Below are 15,452 nucleotides of genomic sequence, written 5' to 3'. Positions count from 1 at the left end.
ATAGTGGTATAATAAAAAAAAGTACATTAAATGAGGTGTTTCAATGGATAAAATAGTAGAAAAAGCATTGTTAGTAGGATTAAATATAACTACTAATGTAAAGAAAGTTGATGATATAGATATTAATGAATCTATGGAAGAATTAAAAGAACTGGCAAAAGCTGCTGGAGCAGAAGTTGTAGGGAGTATAATTCAAAATAGACCAGCTAGAGAGGCTGCTTTTTATATAGGAAAAGGAAAAGTAGAAGAGATAAGAGCTTACTGTGAATCTCTAGATGCTACAGTTGTTATATTTAATGATGAATTATCTGGAGCTCAAATAAGAAATATAGAAGAATTAGTTCAGAGAAAAGTAATAGACAGAACAACCTTAATATTGGATATATTTGCACAAAGAGCTTTAAGCAAAGAAGGTAAATTACAAGTTGAGTTAGCTCAGTTAAAATACAGAATGCCTAGACTGTATGGTATGGGTGGAGAAATGAGTAGAACTGGTGCAGGTATTGGAACAAGAGGGCCAGGAGAACAAAAGTTAGAAGTTGATAAAAGACATATCTTAAATAAAATGGCAGATATAAGACAAGAACTTAGAGATGTTAAGAAAAACAGAGATACTCAAAGGGCACAAAGATTAAAGTCTAATATACCTATTGTTGCATTAGTAGGATATACAAATGCAGGGAAATCTACACTGTTGAATGAGCTTATCAAAACACATAAAGATTATAGTGTTGAAAAAGAAGTTTTATCAAAAGATATGCTATTTGCAACTTTAGATGTAACTCTAAGAAAAGCATTACTTCCTAATAAAAGAGAGTTTTTAGTTGTAGATACAGTAGGATTTGTAAGTAAATTGCCACATGATTTAGTTGAGGCATTTAAAGCTACATTAGAAGAAGTACATTATGCAGACTTAATAGTTCATGTAGTAGATGCGACTAATGATAGTTTTGAAATTCAGGAAAATACGACTAAAAATGTTTTAAAAGAACTAGATGCAAATGATAAGCCAACAATAATGGCTTACAACAAAATTGATAGACTAGACCTTGATATTTATCCTAAAAACCAAGAAAATACAGTATATATATCTGCTAAACAAGGTATTAATATGGATAAATTAATAGATATGATACAAAATGCGCTAATGGAAAATACGTATAAAGTAAATTTACTACTTCCATATGATAAAGGTGATGTATTTAATAAATTGAAAAACAAATACAATATTGAAAAATTTGAGTATGTAGAAAATGGAATAGAGTTAACTGTCGACCTAGATGAAGAAGATTACAATATTTATAAAAGCTATATAATAAATGAGTAGGTAGTTAAATGAATATATCTTGGGATAATATAGAAAATCTAGAAGATCATTTTATAACATATCTTCTGTACAAAGAGTCTAAGACAGTATCTCAAATAAGTAAGATAAGAAATATTGAAGTTCAAGAAATAAATGAACAATTAATAAAAGCCAAAATAGAAATAAAATCTTTAATGAAAAGTAAAATAGAATCATCTAAAGATATTCTAGATAAGTTTTTAGAGTTAGGTAAGGATGAAAGAATAGGTTTGATGAATTCTTTAAATGACGAAAAATTATTGGATTTTAAAAGAAAAATATACAAAAGAATTATGATAGAGAAAAATGCAGAAGATCTTATGATTTTAATATGGGCAACTGGGGAATTAAAGGATGATAGATTTTTAAAAATTCTACACCAGCTTACAAATCATAGACACTCAGATGTAAGAAGAATAACATACTCAGCTCTTAGAAAAATATCATCTGTAGAAAGTAGGGAAATTTTTCATAAAGGGCTTTACGATTCAAATGCTCAAACTAGACAATACTGCGCTAAGGCACTTGCAAATATAGGGAATAAAGATAGTTTAGTTATATTACAAAAGCTTAAAAATAAAAATAATTTTGAAAAAAATTATGTTATTAGGGCGTATGAAGAGACTATAAATCAATTAGAAAAAACTCCTCAATAGATAACATAAACAATATAAATTTAACATATAATGGAGTAACAAAAGAAATTACTAAAGTAGTGTAACTCCACATCTTGGTGTGAAAATATGGTTTAGTAGGGGGAGTCTAATTATGATACTAAGACGTTGTGCAGGTGGTATAGTATTTTATGCAAACAAAGTATTAATAGTAAAAAACGACAAAGGTGAATGGACTATTCCTAAAGGAAAAATAAGCGAGAATGATATCGCTAGTAAAGTAGCTCCACAAAAGGTTAAAGACGAAGTTGAGGTTGAGGCTAAAGTTCTAGATATGGCAGGAGATACTATGTATGAATTTTACTCAAAAACTAGACATCAAAAAGTATGTAACGCTATAATGTGGTACATAATGGAGAGCGACAACACTGAGTATAACATTAATGATGAAGATATTACAGAAGCTGGTTTTTTTAAGGTTAAGGATGCTTTAGATATGTTAGCTCATAATAAAGAAAAATCTCTTGTAGAAATTTCTTACAGAAAATTTAAAGATTTAAAAAAGAATAGTACGAATAATTAAGGTTTAATTATTCGTACTTAAATTATAGAACAAGGCATTTGCCTTGTTCTATTTATTTATACTATAATTAGTATATAAATAAGCTAAGGAGGAACTAGATGTATAAAACACTGCATGAATTTGGGACAGATGAAATTACAATAGAAAAGTCTACATTTATTGGATACGCTAAGCCTATAAAAACAGAAGAAGAAGCTGTTGAATTTATAAATGAAATAAAGAAAAAGCATAAAGATGCAAGACACAATGTTTGGGCATATACTGTAGGGAAAAGTATGAATATACAAAGATATAGCGATGATGGTGAGCCACAGGGAACAGCAGGTATACCTACATTAGAAGTTATAAAAAAAGAAGATTTAAGGGATGTTGTAGTTGTTGTTACTAGATATTTTGGAGGAATAAAGTTAGGTGCAGGAGGACTTGTTAGGGCATATACAAAAGGAGCTAAAATAGGTCTTGAAGCAGGAAAAATAATAGAAAAAATAATGTATCAAGAAGTTAAAATAAAAATAGATTACAATCAACTTGGAAAAGTTCAAAATGAAATAATGAATATGGGTTACTTTATAAAAGATACTATTTACGAAGATAATGTAGAGATAATAGTATATTCAAGAGCAAATGAAAAAGAAGCTATTATAGAAAGAATTAATGATATAACAAGTGCTACAGCGCAGATAACGATAGGAGAAGAATTCTATTTATCAGAAAAAGATGGACAAGTGATACTATAAAAAAATGCCCAAAGTTAATTTTATAAAAATTAAACTTTGGGCTGTTTTGTTACTTTTCGCATTTATTTTTATTTGGATTAAAAATGCCTTTTTTAACTTCTAAAACTCCTATTACAAGTAAAAAAACTCCAAAAACTTTTTTTAAAACTTCTGATGATAGGTATGTTGCTAAAAAAGATCCAAATATAGCTCCTAAAATACCAAATGAGGCTATTGGTATTACTAATTTTAAAATAACCTTTTTATTTTTTATATGTATAAATAAAGCGAATATAGTCATAGGTATGGATGAAAGTAAATTTATACTTTGAGCTATTTTAGGGTCAATATTTGCAAATAATATTAATGCAGGAATCAATATTGTACCTCCACCCATCCCCATACCACCTATTATTCCAGAAAAAAATCCAAGTAAAACAAGAAACATTAAAACACCATCCTTAATGCAGCTATAATCATTATAGATCCAAAAGATATTCTTAAAAATCTTCCAGTCAATTTACAAAGTATTTTAGCGCCAACAATGCCTCCAACTATACTTCCTACAGCAACTTTAAGAGTTGTATTTAAATCATAGGTACCTTGAGAAACATATATAAAGGAACTTGTAGTTGTTAAAAATAATATTATTGCAAGTGCGGTAGCGTGAGACTTATGTTCTTCTACTTTTAAAATATTATTTAAAATAGGGACTAAAAGTGTTCCACCACCAGACCCAAAAACACCGTTTATAAAGCCTGTTATTAAACCTATAAATGAATTTTTAATATTGAAATTTAAAAAATTTTTTTTCATAATATCACCTTCTTGAATTATTTTTAACATAAAGCATAAATTATATTTAATTAAAATAAAAATATCTGATATAATTGGGTTATCCATAAAATGTAAGGAGGAAGTATAATGACAGATATGAATTTAAAAATAGATAAAACAATAGATTGGTTAAGAGAAAAAGTAAAAGAATCAAATACTAATGGTTTAATAGTAGGTGTGTCTGGGGGTATAGACTCGGCAGTAGTTGCTTACCTTATAAAAAAAGCTTTTCCAAAAGATTCAATGGGTGTAATTATGAGTATAAAAAGTAATCCACAAGATAGATTAGATGCACTTAAAGTAATAGATGGTTGTGAAATAGAGTATTTAGACTTAGATTTAACGGATGAACAAGTTGGAATATATAATAAAGTTACTGATGGTTTAAAAAATAAGGGACTTTATAAAGAAAATAATGATAGAATGAGTGATGCTAACTTAAGAGCTAGAATAAGAATGAGTACAGTATATACAGTTGCAAATAATTTAGGATATTTAGTTGTAGGAACTGATAACGCAGCAGAAATTCATACAGGGTATTTTACTAAGTATGGAGATGGAGGAGTTGATTTAGTTCCTCTAGCAAACTTAACAAAAAGAGAAGTATATGAATGGGCTAAAGCTTTAGGTGTTCATGATGATGTTATAAATAAAGCTCCATCAGCTGGGCTTTGGGAAGGTCAAACTGATGAAAATGAAATGGGTACAAGCTATGATATGATAGATGCTGTCGTAAAAGGTGAAATAGAAAAAGTTCCTCAAAAAGACCAAGATATAATATCAAGACTTCATAGAATTAGTGAACATAAAAGACATACGGCAGCAGCACCGCCTAAGTTCTAATTTACTAAATTAATGTTTTATGCTAAAATTACGGTGTATATATAGTATAACTTACAAAATATTTATATAGTAAAGTTATATTACGTATTAAATATCCTTATATAAAATATAAGCATAACGCAACTTTATTTTAATTTACATAGCAAGGAGTGGAATTATGGGACGTATAGGAAACATAATCAACAAAAAAGGTAAACAAGACGCTAAGAGAGCAAAAATATTTACAAAACATGCAAGAGCTATAGCAGTTGCAGCTAAAGAAGGTGGAGGAAATCCAGAATACAATGCAACACTAAAAGCAGCAATAGATAAAGCTAAAGCAGACAATATGCCTAATGATAATATAGATAGAGCTATAGCTAAAGGTGCTGGTGGTGGAGCCAACGAAAACTTTGAAACTATAGTTTATGAAGGGTACGGACCAGGAGGAGTTGCAGTAATAGTAGAAACTTTAACTGACAATAAAAACAGAACAGCAGGAAATGTTAGATACTATTTCGATAAAAATGGTGGAAACTTAGGAACTAGTGGATGCGTTTCATTTATGTTTGATAAAAAAGGTCAAATATTAATAGAAGCAACTGATGATGTATCTGAAGAAGAGTTAATGGATATAGCATTAGAAGCTGGAGCTGAAGATTTAATAGTTGAAGAAGATGGATTTGAAGTAGTAACTTCTCCAGAAGATTTCCAAGCTGTTAGAGACGAATTAGAAGGTAAAGGATATAACTTTATATCTGCAGAAGTTAAATTATTACCACAAACAACTACTAAATTAACAGAAGAAGAACAATTAAAGTTCATGAATAGATTAGTAGACATGCTAGAAGATGATGATGATGTTCAATCTATAGCTCATAACTGGGAAATAGAAGAATAAAAAAAGGAGATATTTATATCTCCTTTTTTATTATTTACATTTAAAACTTGAACAACTTGTTTCAGAGTAAAGGTTAGGTCTACCAGTGTCAGGACAGACATTGATAGATTCTAAAGTACACAGGTTGTTAGAATTATGTGAACAAGTATTTACTTTACAGAAAAGGCAAGAGCAAGCTCCTTTATCGTTAGTATTGTTAGTAAGCTCACTGTAAACTGCATTTTCTAAAAATGATGCGCATGCTGTATGTTCTTTTGTTTGAGCTGAACTTCCTTGAATATTAACTCTATCCGCATAACATAAACCTTTACTATTATGAGAACAGTTGTTAACGCTACATTTAATTTTATCCATAATAAATCCTCCTAAAATAGTATTTATTAAAATTATTTCCAAAAGGATTTATAGATATACTTTATAAAAAAAGGCAATATGAACTTTCAAAGTCATATCACTAATTATTTGAATTAAATAATTTATTGAAGTTTGATATATTCATTAGTATTTTTGCAATTAAAATTGAACTTTCTGGATAAGTTTTTAGTTTAGGGATTAAATCGTATAAGCCTGATTCAAAACTCTTGAAATCAAAATTGTATCCATTTTCTAAATAATATTCAAAATTTTTCACATAATCTCTAATAGATAAAAATTCGTATAAAGTTAGCTCTGCAAATATAGTAACTTTATGAGAAGGGTGTTTTAAGAGTAAAACTTGTTGTTTAAACTCAATAAATTCAACTCTTGATAGTAATTCATTATCGATACTCAATATTTTCACCTCCATCAAAAAATAATATTTATAAAGTATAATATGAAAATTTATCAATAAATGGGACTAAGGATAGAAAAATATTTAAAATAAAATATTATAATAAATGTAAAAACTGTATAAAAAATAAACAATTGGAAAAAATATCCGATATAAGGAGGTTGTTTTTATGTTCGAAAAGAAAAAAGAATTTCCTTGGCGAATACCAATTGTTATAATTTTAGGCATAGTAGTTCTCGCTGGAGGGATTTATGTAGGATTTAAATCAACAAATGAAAATATTTCTAAAAAGACCAATTCAGAGCAAAAGAAAGAAGAAACAACAGCAAAAGAAATTTTTAATTTGAGTGAAGACTGTGAAATTTGGGTAGAAAAGACACTTGAAGATGGCACACCTAGCAAAGAAGCTCCAACAATGATCGGTACGATACCGAAAGATCTGGTTGGAAAATCAAAAGAAGACATAACTAAGTACTTATCGACTAAATATCCTAATAGAAGCATAAAAAAACTAGATACATATGAAATTACTTTACAAGAAAGAGAAACATTTAATGATACTAGTAAGGCTAATCAATTTGCTATAGTTGATAACAAAGGTTTATTAAATGTTTACAAGTACAATGAAAAAGGCGATAGAGAATTTATAGAAAATACAGAAATTGAAACGGAGTCTTTACCTAAAAAAGTTCAAGAAGAAGTTAAATCTGGAATATTTGCAAAATCACAAGATGAAATTTATTCAAAATTAGAAGACTTTGGAAGTTGAAAAATATAAACTCATAACCAATACTATTGAAAGAGATGAAAGGGAAACTTTTCATCTCTTTATAGTTTATAGCTAAATATGTTATTATATATTAATATAGAACGTAAGTTTCGTAAAAAGGAGTTATTTCAAAATATGATTATTTTAGGTATAGATCCAGGAATTGCTATTGTTGGTTATGGAATTATAGAATATAAAAATAATAAGTTCAGAGTTATTGATTATGGAGCGGTTACTACTCCAGCACACATGGATATATTAAGAAGATTAGAGCTTGTATATAAAGGAATAGACATGCTTATAAAAAATTATAATATTGACGAAGTTGGAATTGAAGAGTTGTTCTTTAATAAAAATGTAAAAACAGCTATAACTGTAGCACAAGCGAGAGGAGTTACAATGCTTGCATGTGCACATAATAACATACCTGTATATGAATATACACCTCTTCAAGTTAAACAAGGAGTAGTTGGATATGGTAGAGCTCAGAAATCTCAAGTTCAACAAATGGTTAAGTCATTTTTAAATTTAAAGGCGATACCAAAACCAGATGATGTAGCAGATGCATTAGCAGTTGCAATATGCCATTGTCATTCAAATAAATTAGAAAAAACACTAAAGAACATAGGGGGGCAATATGTATAGTTATATAAAAGGTAAAATTGAAGAAATAAACTTAGATAGTTTAGTAATAGAGGCAAATAATATTGGATATAAAGTAAATGTATCAGCAAATACTTTAGCAGACGTAAAATTAGGGAAAGAATGTAAAATTCATACTAAGCTAATAGTGAGAGAAGATGACATGAGTCTATGTGGATTTTCCACAAAAGAAGAGTTAAAAATGTTTGAATTATTAAATTCAGTTTCTAAAATAGGACCTAAGGTAGCTTTAGGAATTTTATCTTTTGCTACACCTAAGCAAATAGGTGCATATATAGTCAGTGAAGATGTAGCAAAAATGTCAAAAGCACCAGGGGTTGGGAAAAAAACTGCTGAAAGAATGATATTAGAATTAAAAGATAAAATTGATAAAAATAACATAGAGTTTGAACCTACACTTCTTAGCCAAATGCCAATAGCTATATCACAAGATGAAGCAGTTGATGCACTTATTGCATTAGGATATTCATCTCAAGAATCTAAAGAAGCAGTTGATAAGTGTAAAAAAGATGGAATGAACACAGAGGATATAATTAAAAAATCATTAAGTTATATAATGAGCAAATCTCTTAGATAGAGGGGGAAATTGAAATATGTTTGAAGATGAAAATAGAATTATAACATCATCTATGCAAAATGAAGATGTAGACATAGAAAATAATTTAAGGCCAAAGAGTCTAGATGATTATTTAGGGCAAAATAAGGCAAAAGAATTATTGAAAATATTTATAGAGGCAGCAAAAGCTAGAAATGAACAGTTAGACCATGTTTTACTATATGGACCACCAGGTCTTGGAAAAACAACACTTGCATCTATAATAGCTAGCGAGATGGGAGTTAATCTTAGAATAACATCAGGGCCTGCTATAGAAAGAGCTGGAGACTTAGCAGCGATACTTACAAACTTAAATGAAAATGATGTTTTATTTATAGATGAGGTTCATAGAATAAGTAGAACAGTTGAAGAAGTTTTATACTCTGCAATGGAAGATTACTGTTTAGATATAATTATAGGTAAAGGGCCATCTGCGAGAAGTATACGACTTGATTTACCTAAATTTACATTAATTGGAGCAACTACAAAAGCAGGTATGCTAACAAACCCGTTAAGAGATAGATTTGGAGTTATATGTAAACTAGATTACTATACAGTTGAAGAACTTGCTCAAATCGTAATAAGATCCTCTGCTATTTTAGGAGCTGAAATTCAAATAGGAGGAGCAACCGAGATTGCAAGAAGGTCTAGAGGAACTCCAAGAATTGCAAATAGATTACTAAAAAGAGTTAGAGACTATGCACAAGTTAGAGCAGATGGAAATATAACTGATGAAGTTGCAAATGATGCTTTAGAATTGTTAGGAGTAGATAGCTTAGGACTTGACTATGTTGATGAAAAGTTACTAGTTACAATAATTGAAAAGTTTAAGGGCGGTCCAGTAGGATTAGATACATTGGCAGCATCTATTGGAGAAGATAGAAATACTATTGAGGATGTGTATGAACCATATTTACTTCAATTAGGATTTATAAATAGAGGGCCTAGAGGAAGGATTGCCATGCCTCTTGCATATGAACATTTAAATATTCCTTATCCAAAAGAAAAATAGGAAAAATTAATTTATATAGCATTTAATAATAGGATTAATGATAGAAAAAAATTATTTTTTTTGTTATGATGTAATTTGTACTAAAAAATAGAAAGGACGTTTAAATTGAAAACTAGTGATTTTTACTTTGACCTACCAGAAGAATTAATAGCTCAAACACCGTTAGAGGATAGATCTAACTCTAGACTTATGGTTTTAGATAGAAAAACGGGAGATGTGGAGCACAAAATATTTAAAGATGTTATAGATTATCTGAATCCAGGAGACTGTTTAGTTCTTAATAATACTAGAGTTATACCAGCTAGACTTATAGGAGAAAAAGTTGACACTGGAGGGAAAATAGAATTTCTTTTATTAAAAAGAACAGAAAAAGATGTATGGCAAGCTTTAGTAAAACCGGGAAAAAGAGCTAAAATAGGAACAAAATTTTCTTTCGGAAATGGAAAACTTATAGGCGAGGTTGTAGGGCTTGCAGAAGAAGGTTCTAGATTAGTTGAATTTTACTATGAAGGAATATTTGAAGAAGTACTAGATGAATTAGGAAATATGCCACTACCTCCATATATAACAGAGAGATTAGAAGAAAGAGAAAGATACCAAACTGTATATTCAAAGCATAATGGATCTGCAGCAGCCCCTACAGCAGGACTTCATTTCACCAATGAATTACTAGAAAGTATAAAAGCAAAAGGAATCGATATAGCTTTTGTAACATTACATGTAGGGCTTGGAACTTTTAGACCTGTAAAAGTTGATGATGTATTAGCACATGAAATGCACTCTGAGTACTATATGGTTGATAAAGAAGCTGCAGAGAAAATAAATAAAGCGAAAAAGAATGGAAATAAAGTTATATGTGTTGGTACTACTAGTTGTAGAACTGTAGAATCAGCAAGTAATGAAAATGGAGAAATTGTAGAGTCTAGTGGATGGACGAATATATTTATATATCCAGGGTATACGTTTAAGGTAGTAGATAGATTAATAACGAATTTTCACTTACCAGAATCTACTCTAATAATGTTAGTAAGTGCATTAGTTTCAAAAGATGCTGTTTTAAATGCATATAATACAGCAGTTAAAGAAAAATATAGATTCTTTAGTTTTGGAGATGCAATGATAATTAAATAAATTATCAAGGGGGAATAATATGAAAAAACTAGCTGAAAAAAGTTTAGCACTTAAAATTGCATATATATTTGAATCACTGTTAGCTATGGTTGTGCTGCTTGCAGTATTTTTAGGAACAATAGATGTATTAAGAATGATATGGCATTCGTATATTGTTGAATACAGAACTCCAGTACAATATGCTCAGTTTAATGATTTGTTAGGACAAATATTACTGTTAGTCATAGGTGTAGAGTTAGTAGTAATGCTTTCATTACATATCCCAGGGGCGCTAATTGAAGTACTATTGTATGCAATAGCTAGAAAGTTACTATTATTGCCTAAGAGTGAGGGTATGTTAGAGTTATTACTTGGAATTATGGCTATAGCTGGTCTATTTGCAATAAGAAAGTATTTGTTAACTGATGACAATAGCACAATGAATGTAACCAGTATTCACTATGAAGAATGTGAAGATGAAGATTGTGATTGCCATAAGCGAAATTTAGAAAAAGCTTTAAAAAATGAAAATAAACAATAGATAAATAAGGAGAGTTATAATGAGTGCAGTAAGATATGAACTTATAAAAACTTGTAAGCAAAGTGGAGCAAGATTAGGAAGATTACACACTCCTCACGGAGTAATAGAAACACCAATATTTATGCCAGTTGGTACTCAAGCAACTGTAAAATCGATGACACCAGAAGAATTAAAAGAAATAGGGTCTCAAATTATTTTAAGTAATACATATCATTTATATATGAGACCAGGTCATGATTTAGTTAAAGAAGCTGGAGGGCTTCATAAATTTATGAACTGGGATAAGCCTATACTTACAGATAGTGGTGGATTCCAAGTATTTAGCTTAGGGCCACTTAGAAAAATAACTGAAGAAGGTGTTAACTTTAGATCTCATATAGATGGATCAAAGCACTTTATAAGTCCAGAAAAAGCTATGGAAATACAAAATGCATTAGGGTCAGATATAATGATGGCATTTGATGAGTGTGCTCCATATCCAGCTGATAGAGAGTATGTAAAAAATTCTTTAGAAAGAACTACTAGATGGTTAGAAAGATGTAAAGAAGCTCATAAAAATACAGAAAATCAAGCTCTATTTGGAATAATCCAAGGAGGAATGTACAAAGATTTAAGAGAACAATCAGCAAGAGAAGTTCTAGCTTTAGACTTACCAGGATATGCTGTTGGAGGATTAAGTGTTGGAGAGCCAAAAGACCTTATGTATGAAGTGCTAGATTACACAGTACCTTTAATGCCTGAAGATAAACCTAGATATTTAATGGGAGTAGGAAGTCCTGATGACTTAATAGAAGGTGTTATAAGAGGAATAGATATGTTTGACTGTGTATTACCTACTCGTATAGCTAGAAATGGTACAGCTATGACAAGTGAAGGTAAAGTAGTTGTTAGAAATGCAAAATATGCAAGAGATTTTGGACCATTAGATCCAAATTGTGATTGTTATTGTTGTAGAAACTATACAAGAGCATATATAAGACATTTAGTTAAAGCTAATGAAATTTTAGCTGCTAGACTTATAACTACTCATAACTTACATTTCTTACTAGATTTAATGAAGCAAGTAAGACAAGCGATAATGGAAGATAGATTATTAGATTTTAGAAAAGAATTTTTCCAAAAATATGGCTATGAATTATAATTATTTTAAGTTATAATAATTATTATATAAAACTAAATTGAAGAGTTTTAAGAATACATTATAAAAGGAGTGGGATAAATGCCTCAAGCAGTAGTAGGAATACTTATGTGGGTTGTATTTTTTGCAATTTTTTATTTCTTCTTAATAAGACCACAAAAGAAAAAAGACAAGCAACTTAAAGAAATGAGAGAAAGCTTAGATGTAGGCGCTAAAGTTGTTACAATAGGTGGTATAGTAGCTAATGTAGCGAAGGTTGAAGAAGATGTTGTTATATTAGAAATAGGGCCTAGTAGAACAAAAGTACCATTTGAAAAATGGGCTATAGCTTCTACAGAATCAAAAGAAAAATAAAACGATATTAGTAATTACAAAGCCTTTCCTTGAATATATTTTATATTAGAGGGGAGGTTTTTTTATGGAAAAATCAAATAGCATATTTAAAGGACTAGGATATGCGTACATAATAACATTAATTTGTTTACTAACTTACAATGGACTACTTACTTTTACTAATATGTCGGGAGACAGTATAGCTATGGCTGCTTCTGTTATAACTACAGCTTCTGCTGCATTTGGAGGATTTTATGCATCTAAAAAAATAAAAGAAAAAGGTCTTTTATATGGTATATTAGTTGGACTACTTTACATAGTGTGTTTAATGGTAGTTGTATTTTTAGCTAAAGATTCTTTTGTGTTTGAGATTACATCTATATATAAAGTATTATTGACATCGCTTGCAGGTGGAATAGGTGGAGTTTTAGGGGTAAACTTTAAATAAATTTCCACTTATGTAAAATTTATGATATAATCAATAAAGGTTTATATAAGGATAGGAGGTAGTTTCAATGGAAAAGAAGCATATAAAAACTTTATCTAAAGCTACTTTAAAAGAAAGTGCGGCAAAAGGTGGATGTGGAGAATGTCAAACATCTTGTCAATCTGCTTGTAAAACTTCTTGTACAGTTGCAAATCAAGAGTGCGAAAGATAGTAAATATATTTTAAAAAAGAAAAAGCAGCTAATTTAGCTGCTTTTTTTGAGTGAAATTGAATCGATTTTATAGAAAAGATAAATAGTACATAATTACATTTATATGATAATATATAGATATAAACAAACTAGGAGGGACCACAATGGATATGATACATAAATTTTCGATGCACGGGTATAATATAGTTTTAGATGTAAACGGTGGAGCTGTTCATGTTGTTGATGAAGTTGCATATAACCTATTAGACCACTATAAAGAGAAATCTCTAGATGAGATAATAAGTTTATTAAGTGAAACTTATACAGAAGATCAAATAAAAGAAGCTTATAACGAAGTAAAAACATTAGAAGAAGAAGGTTTGTTGTATACAGAAGACACATACAATCATCACCCTAATTTTATAGATAGAAAAAAAGTAGTCAAAGCCTTATGCTTACATGTGGCTCATGATTGTAACTTAAAATGTAAGTACTGTTTTGCTGCGCAAGGAGATTTTGGTGGAGCTAAAGAATTAATGAGTTATGAAGTAGGTAAAAAAGCAATAGATTACTTAATAGCTAATTCTGGAAATAGAAGAAACTTAGAGATAGACTTCTTTGGTGGAGAGCCTCTAATGAATTTTGAAGTTGTAAAACAACTTGTTGAATACGGAAGAAGTATAGAAAAAGAAAATAATAAAAATATAAGATTTACAATAACTACAAATGGAATATTGTTAGATGATGAAAAAATAGAGTACATAAATAAACATATGCATAATGTAGTTTTAAGTTTAGATGGAAGAAAAGATGTTAATGATAGAATGAGACCTACATTAAATGACAAAGGTAGTTATGATATAATAATGCCTAAGTTTAAAAAATTAGTTGAAAGTAGACCTAAAGACAAATATTACTACATAAGAGGAACTTTCACTAGAGACAATTTAGATTTCTCGGAAGATGTGCTTCATTTTGCTGATGAGGGATTTGAATTAACATCTGTAGAGCCTGTTGTAGATGATGAAAGCAACCCATTTGCACTTAGAGAAGAAGATTTAGAGACAGTATTTAATGAATATGAAAAATTAGCAGTTAAATACTCTGATAGATTATTAAATGGAGACAAGTTCAAGTTCTTCCACTTTATGATAGATTTAAATCAAGGACCTTGTGTAATAAAGAGAATAACTGGATGTGGAGCAGGTAATGAATATTTAGCTGTAACTCCTGAGGGAGATATGTATCCATGTCATCAGTTTGTTGGAAAAGAAGAGTTTAAATTAGCTAATATAAATGATGAAGAAATAGTAATACCTAGAGAATTAACAGATAAATTCAAAAATGCTCATGTGTATAGTAAGGAAGATTGTAAGAAGTGTTGGAATAAATTCTACTGTTCAGGAGGATGTCATGCAAATGCTATGAACTTTAATGGCGATGTAATGAAACCTTATGAATTAGGTTGTGAAATGCAAAAGAAACGTACAGAATGTTCAATAATGATACAAGCAAGATTAATGATAGAAGGGAAATAGTTTAAATGATTAAGGGGTATAAAGGAAATAATCCTGTAATCGATAGTAGTGTTTTTATAGCTGAATCTGCAGATATAATAGGAAATGTTACTATAGGAAAAAATTCTAATGTATGGTATAACGTGGTTATAAGAGGTGACGAGAATAATATAGTTATAGGTGAAAATACTAATATACAGGATGGAACTGTTATACATATAGAGTATAATAAAGAGACTGTAATAGGAAATAATGTAACTGTTGGTCATAAAGCTCTTATACACGGATGTACAATAGGAGATAATACTTTAATAGGAATGGGATCTATAATACTAGGCGGTGTTGAAATCGGAGAATACACTTTAGTAGCTGCTGGAAGTCTGATTCCACCTAATAAGAAAATACCATCTGGAGTGCTTGTAAAAGGAGCTCCAGCACAAGTTGTAAGAGAACTTACAGAAGAAGAAAAACAAAATCTTGTTAATTCTGCATTAAAATATGTAGAAACTGCAAATAATTATAAGTAGAGATGAAAAAAGGGGCAAT

Annotated in this window: 22 protein-coding genes; 18 read left to right on the top strand and 4 right to left on the bottom strand. The window is 29.7% G+C overall.

The genetic code is table 11. The features are described from left to right. Positions 1-43: 43 nt before the first annotated feature. From hflX to ACN6I1_RS12300, 4 genes are all read left to right on the top strand, one after another. On the top strand, positions 44-1,327 hold the full coding sequence (gene hflX, locus ACN6I1_RS12315; RefSeq protein ID WP_419742095.1) for a GTPase HflX: 1,284 nt from the start codon (positions 44-46) through the stop codon (positions 1,325-1,327). An 8-nt stretch (positions 1,328-1,335) separates the two neighbouring features. Continuing rightward, positions 1,336-2,001 (top strand): HEAT repeat domain-containing protein, encoded by a 666-nt coding sequence (locus ACN6I1_RS12310; RefSeq protein ID WP_419742094.1) that lies wholly within the window; start codon positions 1,336-1,338, stop codon positions 1,999-2,001. Positions 2,002-2,113: 112 nt separating this feature from the next. After that, a complete protein-coding gene (locus tag ACN6I1_RS12305) occupies positions 2,114-2,542 on the top strand; it encodes an NUDIX domain-containing protein (RefSeq protein WP_419742093.1) in 429 nt (142 codons plus the stop codon). Between the two features lie 98 nt (positions 2,543-2,640). Then, entirely contained in the window at positions 2,641-3,279 is a 639-nt protein-coding gene (locus ACN6I1_RS12300) for a YigZ family protein (RefSeq protein ID WP_021428435.1), read from the top strand. Between the two features lie 49 nt (positions 3,280-3,328). Here ACN6I1_RS12300 and ACN6I1_RS12295 read toward each other — a convergent pair whose 3' ends face one another. Together ACN6I1_RS12295 and ACN6I1_RS12290 are read right to left on the bottom strand one after the other, a co-directional pair. Further along, positions 3,329-3,706 (bottom strand): sulfite exporter TauE/SafE family protein, encoded by a 378-nt coding sequence (locus tag ACN6I1_RS12295; protein ID WP_419742092.1) that lies wholly within the window; start codon positions 3,704-3,706, stop codon positions 3,329-3,331. Further along, positions 3,706-4,074 (bottom strand): sulfite exporter TauE/SafE family protein, encoded by a 369-nt coding sequence (locus ACN6I1_RS12290; protein ID WP_035116859.1) that lies wholly within the window; start codon positions 4,072-4,074, stop codon positions 3,706-3,708. The genes ACN6I1_RS12295 and ACN6I1_RS12290 overlap by 1 nt, the downstream gene beginning before the upstream one ends. A 108-nt stretch (positions 4,075-4,182) precedes the next feature. On the opposite strand from ACN6I1_RS12290, the gene nadE reads away from it, so the two are divergent. Then, the gene (nadE, locus tag ACN6I1_RS12285) at positions 4,183-4,938 is read left to right on the top strand and encodes an NAD(+) synthase (protein ID WP_419742091.1); all 756 of its coding nucleotides are present in this window, start codon (positions 4,183-4,185) and stop codon (positions 4,936-4,938) included. Positions 4,939-5,095: 157 nt separating this feature from the next. Continuing rightward, on the top strand, positions 5,096-5,818 hold the full coding sequence (locus ACN6I1_RS12280; RefSeq protein ID WP_021428503.1) for a YebC/PmpR family DNA-binding transcriptional regulator: 723 nt from the start codon (positions 5,096-5,098) through the stop codon (positions 5,816-5,818). 30 nt (positions 5,819-5,848) lie between these two features. On the opposite strand, the gene ACN6I1_RS12275 is transcribed toward ACN6I1_RS12280, so the two are convergent. Both ACN6I1_RS12275 and ACN6I1_RS12270 read right to left on the bottom strand, forming a co-directional pair. Beyond that, positions 5,849-6,172 carry a DUF1540 domain-containing protein gene (locus ACN6I1_RS12275; protein ID WP_419742090.1) on the bottom strand — a complete coding sequence of 108 codons (324 nt, stop codon included), beginning with the start codon at positions 6,170-6,172 and terminating at the stop codon, positions 5,849-5,851. 100 nt (positions 6,173-6,272) lie between these two features. Then, positions 6,273-6,590: a hypothetical protein gene (locus ACN6I1_RS12270; RefSeq protein ID WP_021428491.1), complete on the bottom strand. Its 318-nt coding sequence runs from the start codon at positions 6,588-6,590 to the stop codon at positions 6,273-6,275. A 169-nt stretch (positions 6,591-6,759) separates the two neighbouring features. Here ACN6I1_RS12270 and ACN6I1_RS12265 point away from each other — a divergent pair, with 169 nt between their 5' ends. From ACN6I1_RS12265 to ACN6I1_RS12210, 12 genes are all read left to right on the top strand, one after another. Beyond that, entirely contained in the window at positions 6,760-7,359 is a 600-nt protein-coding gene (locus tag ACN6I1_RS12265; RefSeq protein ID WP_021431775.1) for a hypothetical protein, read from the top strand. A gap of 135 nt (positions 7,360-7,494) precedes the next feature. Next, entirely contained in the window at positions 7,495-8,004 is a 510-nt protein-coding gene (ruvC, locus tag ACN6I1_RS12260) for a crossover junction endodeoxyribonuclease RuvC (RefSeq protein WP_419742089.1), read from the top strand. Then, positions 7,997-8,599, top strand: a complete 603-nt coding sequence (gene ruvA / locus ACN6I1_RS12255) for a Holliday junction branch migration protein RuvA (RefSeq protein WP_419742088.1) — start codon at positions 7,997-7,999, stop codon at positions 8,597-8,599. Before ruvC ends, ruvA begins: the two co-directional genes overlap by 8 nt. A 16-nt stretch (positions 8,600-8,615) precedes the next feature. Next, positions 8,616-9,629 carry a Holliday junction branch migration DNA helicase RuvB gene (ruvB, locus tag ACN6I1_RS12250; protein ID WP_021428482.1) on the top strand — a complete coding sequence of 338 codons (1,014 nt, stop codon included), beginning with the start codon at positions 8,616-8,618 and terminating at the stop codon, positions 9,627-9,629. A gap of 105 nt (positions 9,630-9,734) precedes the next feature. Beyond that, the gene (gene queA / locus ACN6I1_RS12245; protein ID WP_419742087.1) at positions 9,735-10,760 is read left to right on the top strand and encodes a tRNA preQ1(34) S-adenosylmethionine ribosyltransferase-isomerase QueA; all 1,026 of its coding nucleotides are present in this window, start codon (positions 9,735-9,737) and stop codon (positions 10,758-10,760) included. Between the two features lie 19 nt (positions 10,761-10,779). Further along, complete coding sequence (locus ACN6I1_RS12240; protein ID WP_021428403.1) at positions 10,780-11,280, top strand: phosphate-starvation-inducible PsiE family protein; 501 nt, start codon at positions 10,780-10,782, stop codon at positions 11,278-11,280. 19 nt (positions 11,281-11,299) lie between these two features. Then, positions 11,300-12,421: a tRNA guanosine(34) transglycosylase Tgt gene (tgt, locus tag ACN6I1_RS12235; protein WP_021428401.1), complete on the top strand. Its 1,122-nt coding sequence runs from the start codon at positions 11,300-11,302 to the stop codon at positions 12,419-12,421. A gap of 78 nt (positions 12,422-12,499) precedes the next feature. Beyond that, positions 12,500-12,772: a preprotein translocase subunit YajC gene (yajC, locus tag ACN6I1_RS12230; protein ID WP_021428480.1), complete on the top strand. Its 273-nt coding sequence runs from the start codon at positions 12,500-12,502 to the stop codon at positions 12,770-12,772. 64 nt (positions 12,773-12,836) lie between these two features. Further along, entirely contained in the window at positions 12,837-13,199 is a 363-nt protein-coding gene (locus tag ACN6I1_RS12225; RefSeq protein ID WP_021428396.1) for a TIGR04086 family membrane protein, read from the top strand. A 67-nt stretch (positions 13,200-13,266) separates the two neighbouring features. Next, positions 13,267-13,410 (top strand): six-cysteine ranthipeptide SCIFF, encoded by a 144-nt coding sequence (gene scfA / locus ACN6I1_RS12220; RefSeq protein WP_021122491.1) that lies wholly within the window; start codon positions 13,267-13,269, stop codon positions 13,408-13,410. A gap of 143 nt (positions 13,411-13,553) precedes the next feature. Then, positions 13,554-14,927 (top strand): thioether cross-link-forming SCIFF peptide maturase, encoded by a 1,374-nt coding sequence (gene scfB, locus ACN6I1_RS12215; RefSeq protein WP_025161691.1) that lies wholly within the window; start codon positions 13,554-13,556, stop codon positions 14,925-14,927. Between the two features lie 5 nt (positions 14,928-14,932). Then, positions 14,933-15,433: a gamma carbonic anhydrase family protein gene (locus ACN6I1_RS12210; protein WP_419742086.1), complete on the top strand. Its 501-nt coding sequence runs from the start codon at positions 14,933-14,935 to the stop codon at positions 15,431-15,433. Positions 15,434-15,452 lie beyond the last annotated feature (19 nt).

The sequence above is a fragment of the Paraclostridium dentum genome (genome assembly GCF_048568265.1).
GTDB lineage: Bacteria > Bacillota > Clostridia > Peptostreptococcales > Peptostreptococcaceae > Paraclostridium > Paraclostridium dentum.
Note: the sequence above shows the minus strand (reverse complement) of the source record. Positions and strands in the feature narration are given on the sequence as shown.

Coding starts and splice junctions, on each gene's coding strand:
- hflX (WP_419742095.1), top strand. CDS start 44: ATGGATAAAATAGTAGAAAAAGCATTGTTAGTAGGATTAAATATAACT.
- ACN6I1_RS12310 (WP_419742094.1), top strand. CDS start 1,336: ATGAATATATCTTGGGATAATATAGAAAATCTAGAAGATCATTTTATA.
- ACN6I1_RS12305 (WP_419742093.1), top strand. CDS start 2,114: ATGATACTAAGACGTTGTGCAGGTGGTATAGTATTTTATGCAAACAAA.
- ACN6I1_RS12300 (WP_021428435.1), top strand. CDS start 2,641: ATGTATAAAACACTGCATGAATTTGGGACAGATGAAATTACAATAGAA.
- ACN6I1_RS12295 (WP_419742092.1), bottom strand. CDS start 3,706: ATGTTTCTTGTTTTACTTGGATTTTTTTCTGGAATAATAGGTGGTATG.
- ACN6I1_RS12290 (WP_035116859.1), bottom strand. CDS start 4,074: ATGAAAAAAAATTTTTTAAATTTCAATATTAAAAATTCATTTATAGGT.
- nadE (WP_419742091.1), top strand. CDS start 4,183: ATGACAGATATGAATTTAAAAATAGATAAAACAATAGATTGGTTAAGA.
- ACN6I1_RS12280 (WP_021428503.1), top strand. CDS start 5,096: ATGGGACGTATAGGAAACATAATCAACAAAAAAGGTAAACAAGACGCT.
- ACN6I1_RS12275 (WP_419742090.1), bottom strand. CDS start 6,172: ATGGATAAAATTAAATGTAGCGTTAACAACTGTTCTCATAATAGTAAA.
- ACN6I1_RS12265 (WP_021431775.1), top strand. CDS start 6,760: ATGTTCGAAAAGAAAAAAGAATTTCCTTGGCGAATACCAATTGTTATA.
- ruvC (WP_419742089.1), top strand. CDS start 7,495: ATGATTATTTTAGGTATAGATCCAGGAATTGCTATTGTTGGTTATGGA.
- ruvA (WP_419742088.1), top strand. CDS start 7,997: ATGTATAGTTATATAAAAGGTAAAATTGAAGAAATAAACTTAGATAGT.
- ruvB (WP_021428482.1), top strand. CDS start 8,616: ATGTTTGAAGATGAAAATAGAATTATAACATCATCTATGCAAAATGAA.
- ACN6I1_RS12240 (WP_021428403.1), top strand. CDS start 10,780: ATGAAAAAACTAGCTGAAAAAAGTTTAGCACTTAAAATTGCATATATA.
- tgt (WP_021428401.1), top strand. CDS start 11,300: ATGAGTGCAGTAAGATATGAACTTATAAAAACTTGTAAGCAAAGTGGA.
- yajC (WP_021428480.1), top strand. CDS start 12,500: ATGCCTCAAGCAGTAGTAGGAATACTTATGTGGGTTGTATTTTTTGCA.
- ACN6I1_RS12225 (WP_021428396.1), top strand. CDS start 12,837: ATGGAAAAATCAAATAGCATATTTAAAGGACTAGGATATGCGTACATA.
- scfA (WP_021122491.1), top strand. CDS start 13,267: ATGGAAAAGAAGCATATAAAAACTTTATCTAAAGCTACTTTAAAAGAA.
- scfB (WP_025161691.1), top strand. CDS start 13,554: ATGGATATGATACATAAATTTTCGATGCACGGGTATAATATAGTTTTA.
- ACN6I1_RS12210 (WP_419742086.1), top strand. CDS start 14,933: ATGATTAAGGGGTATAAAGGAAATAATCCTGTAATCGATAGTAGTGTT.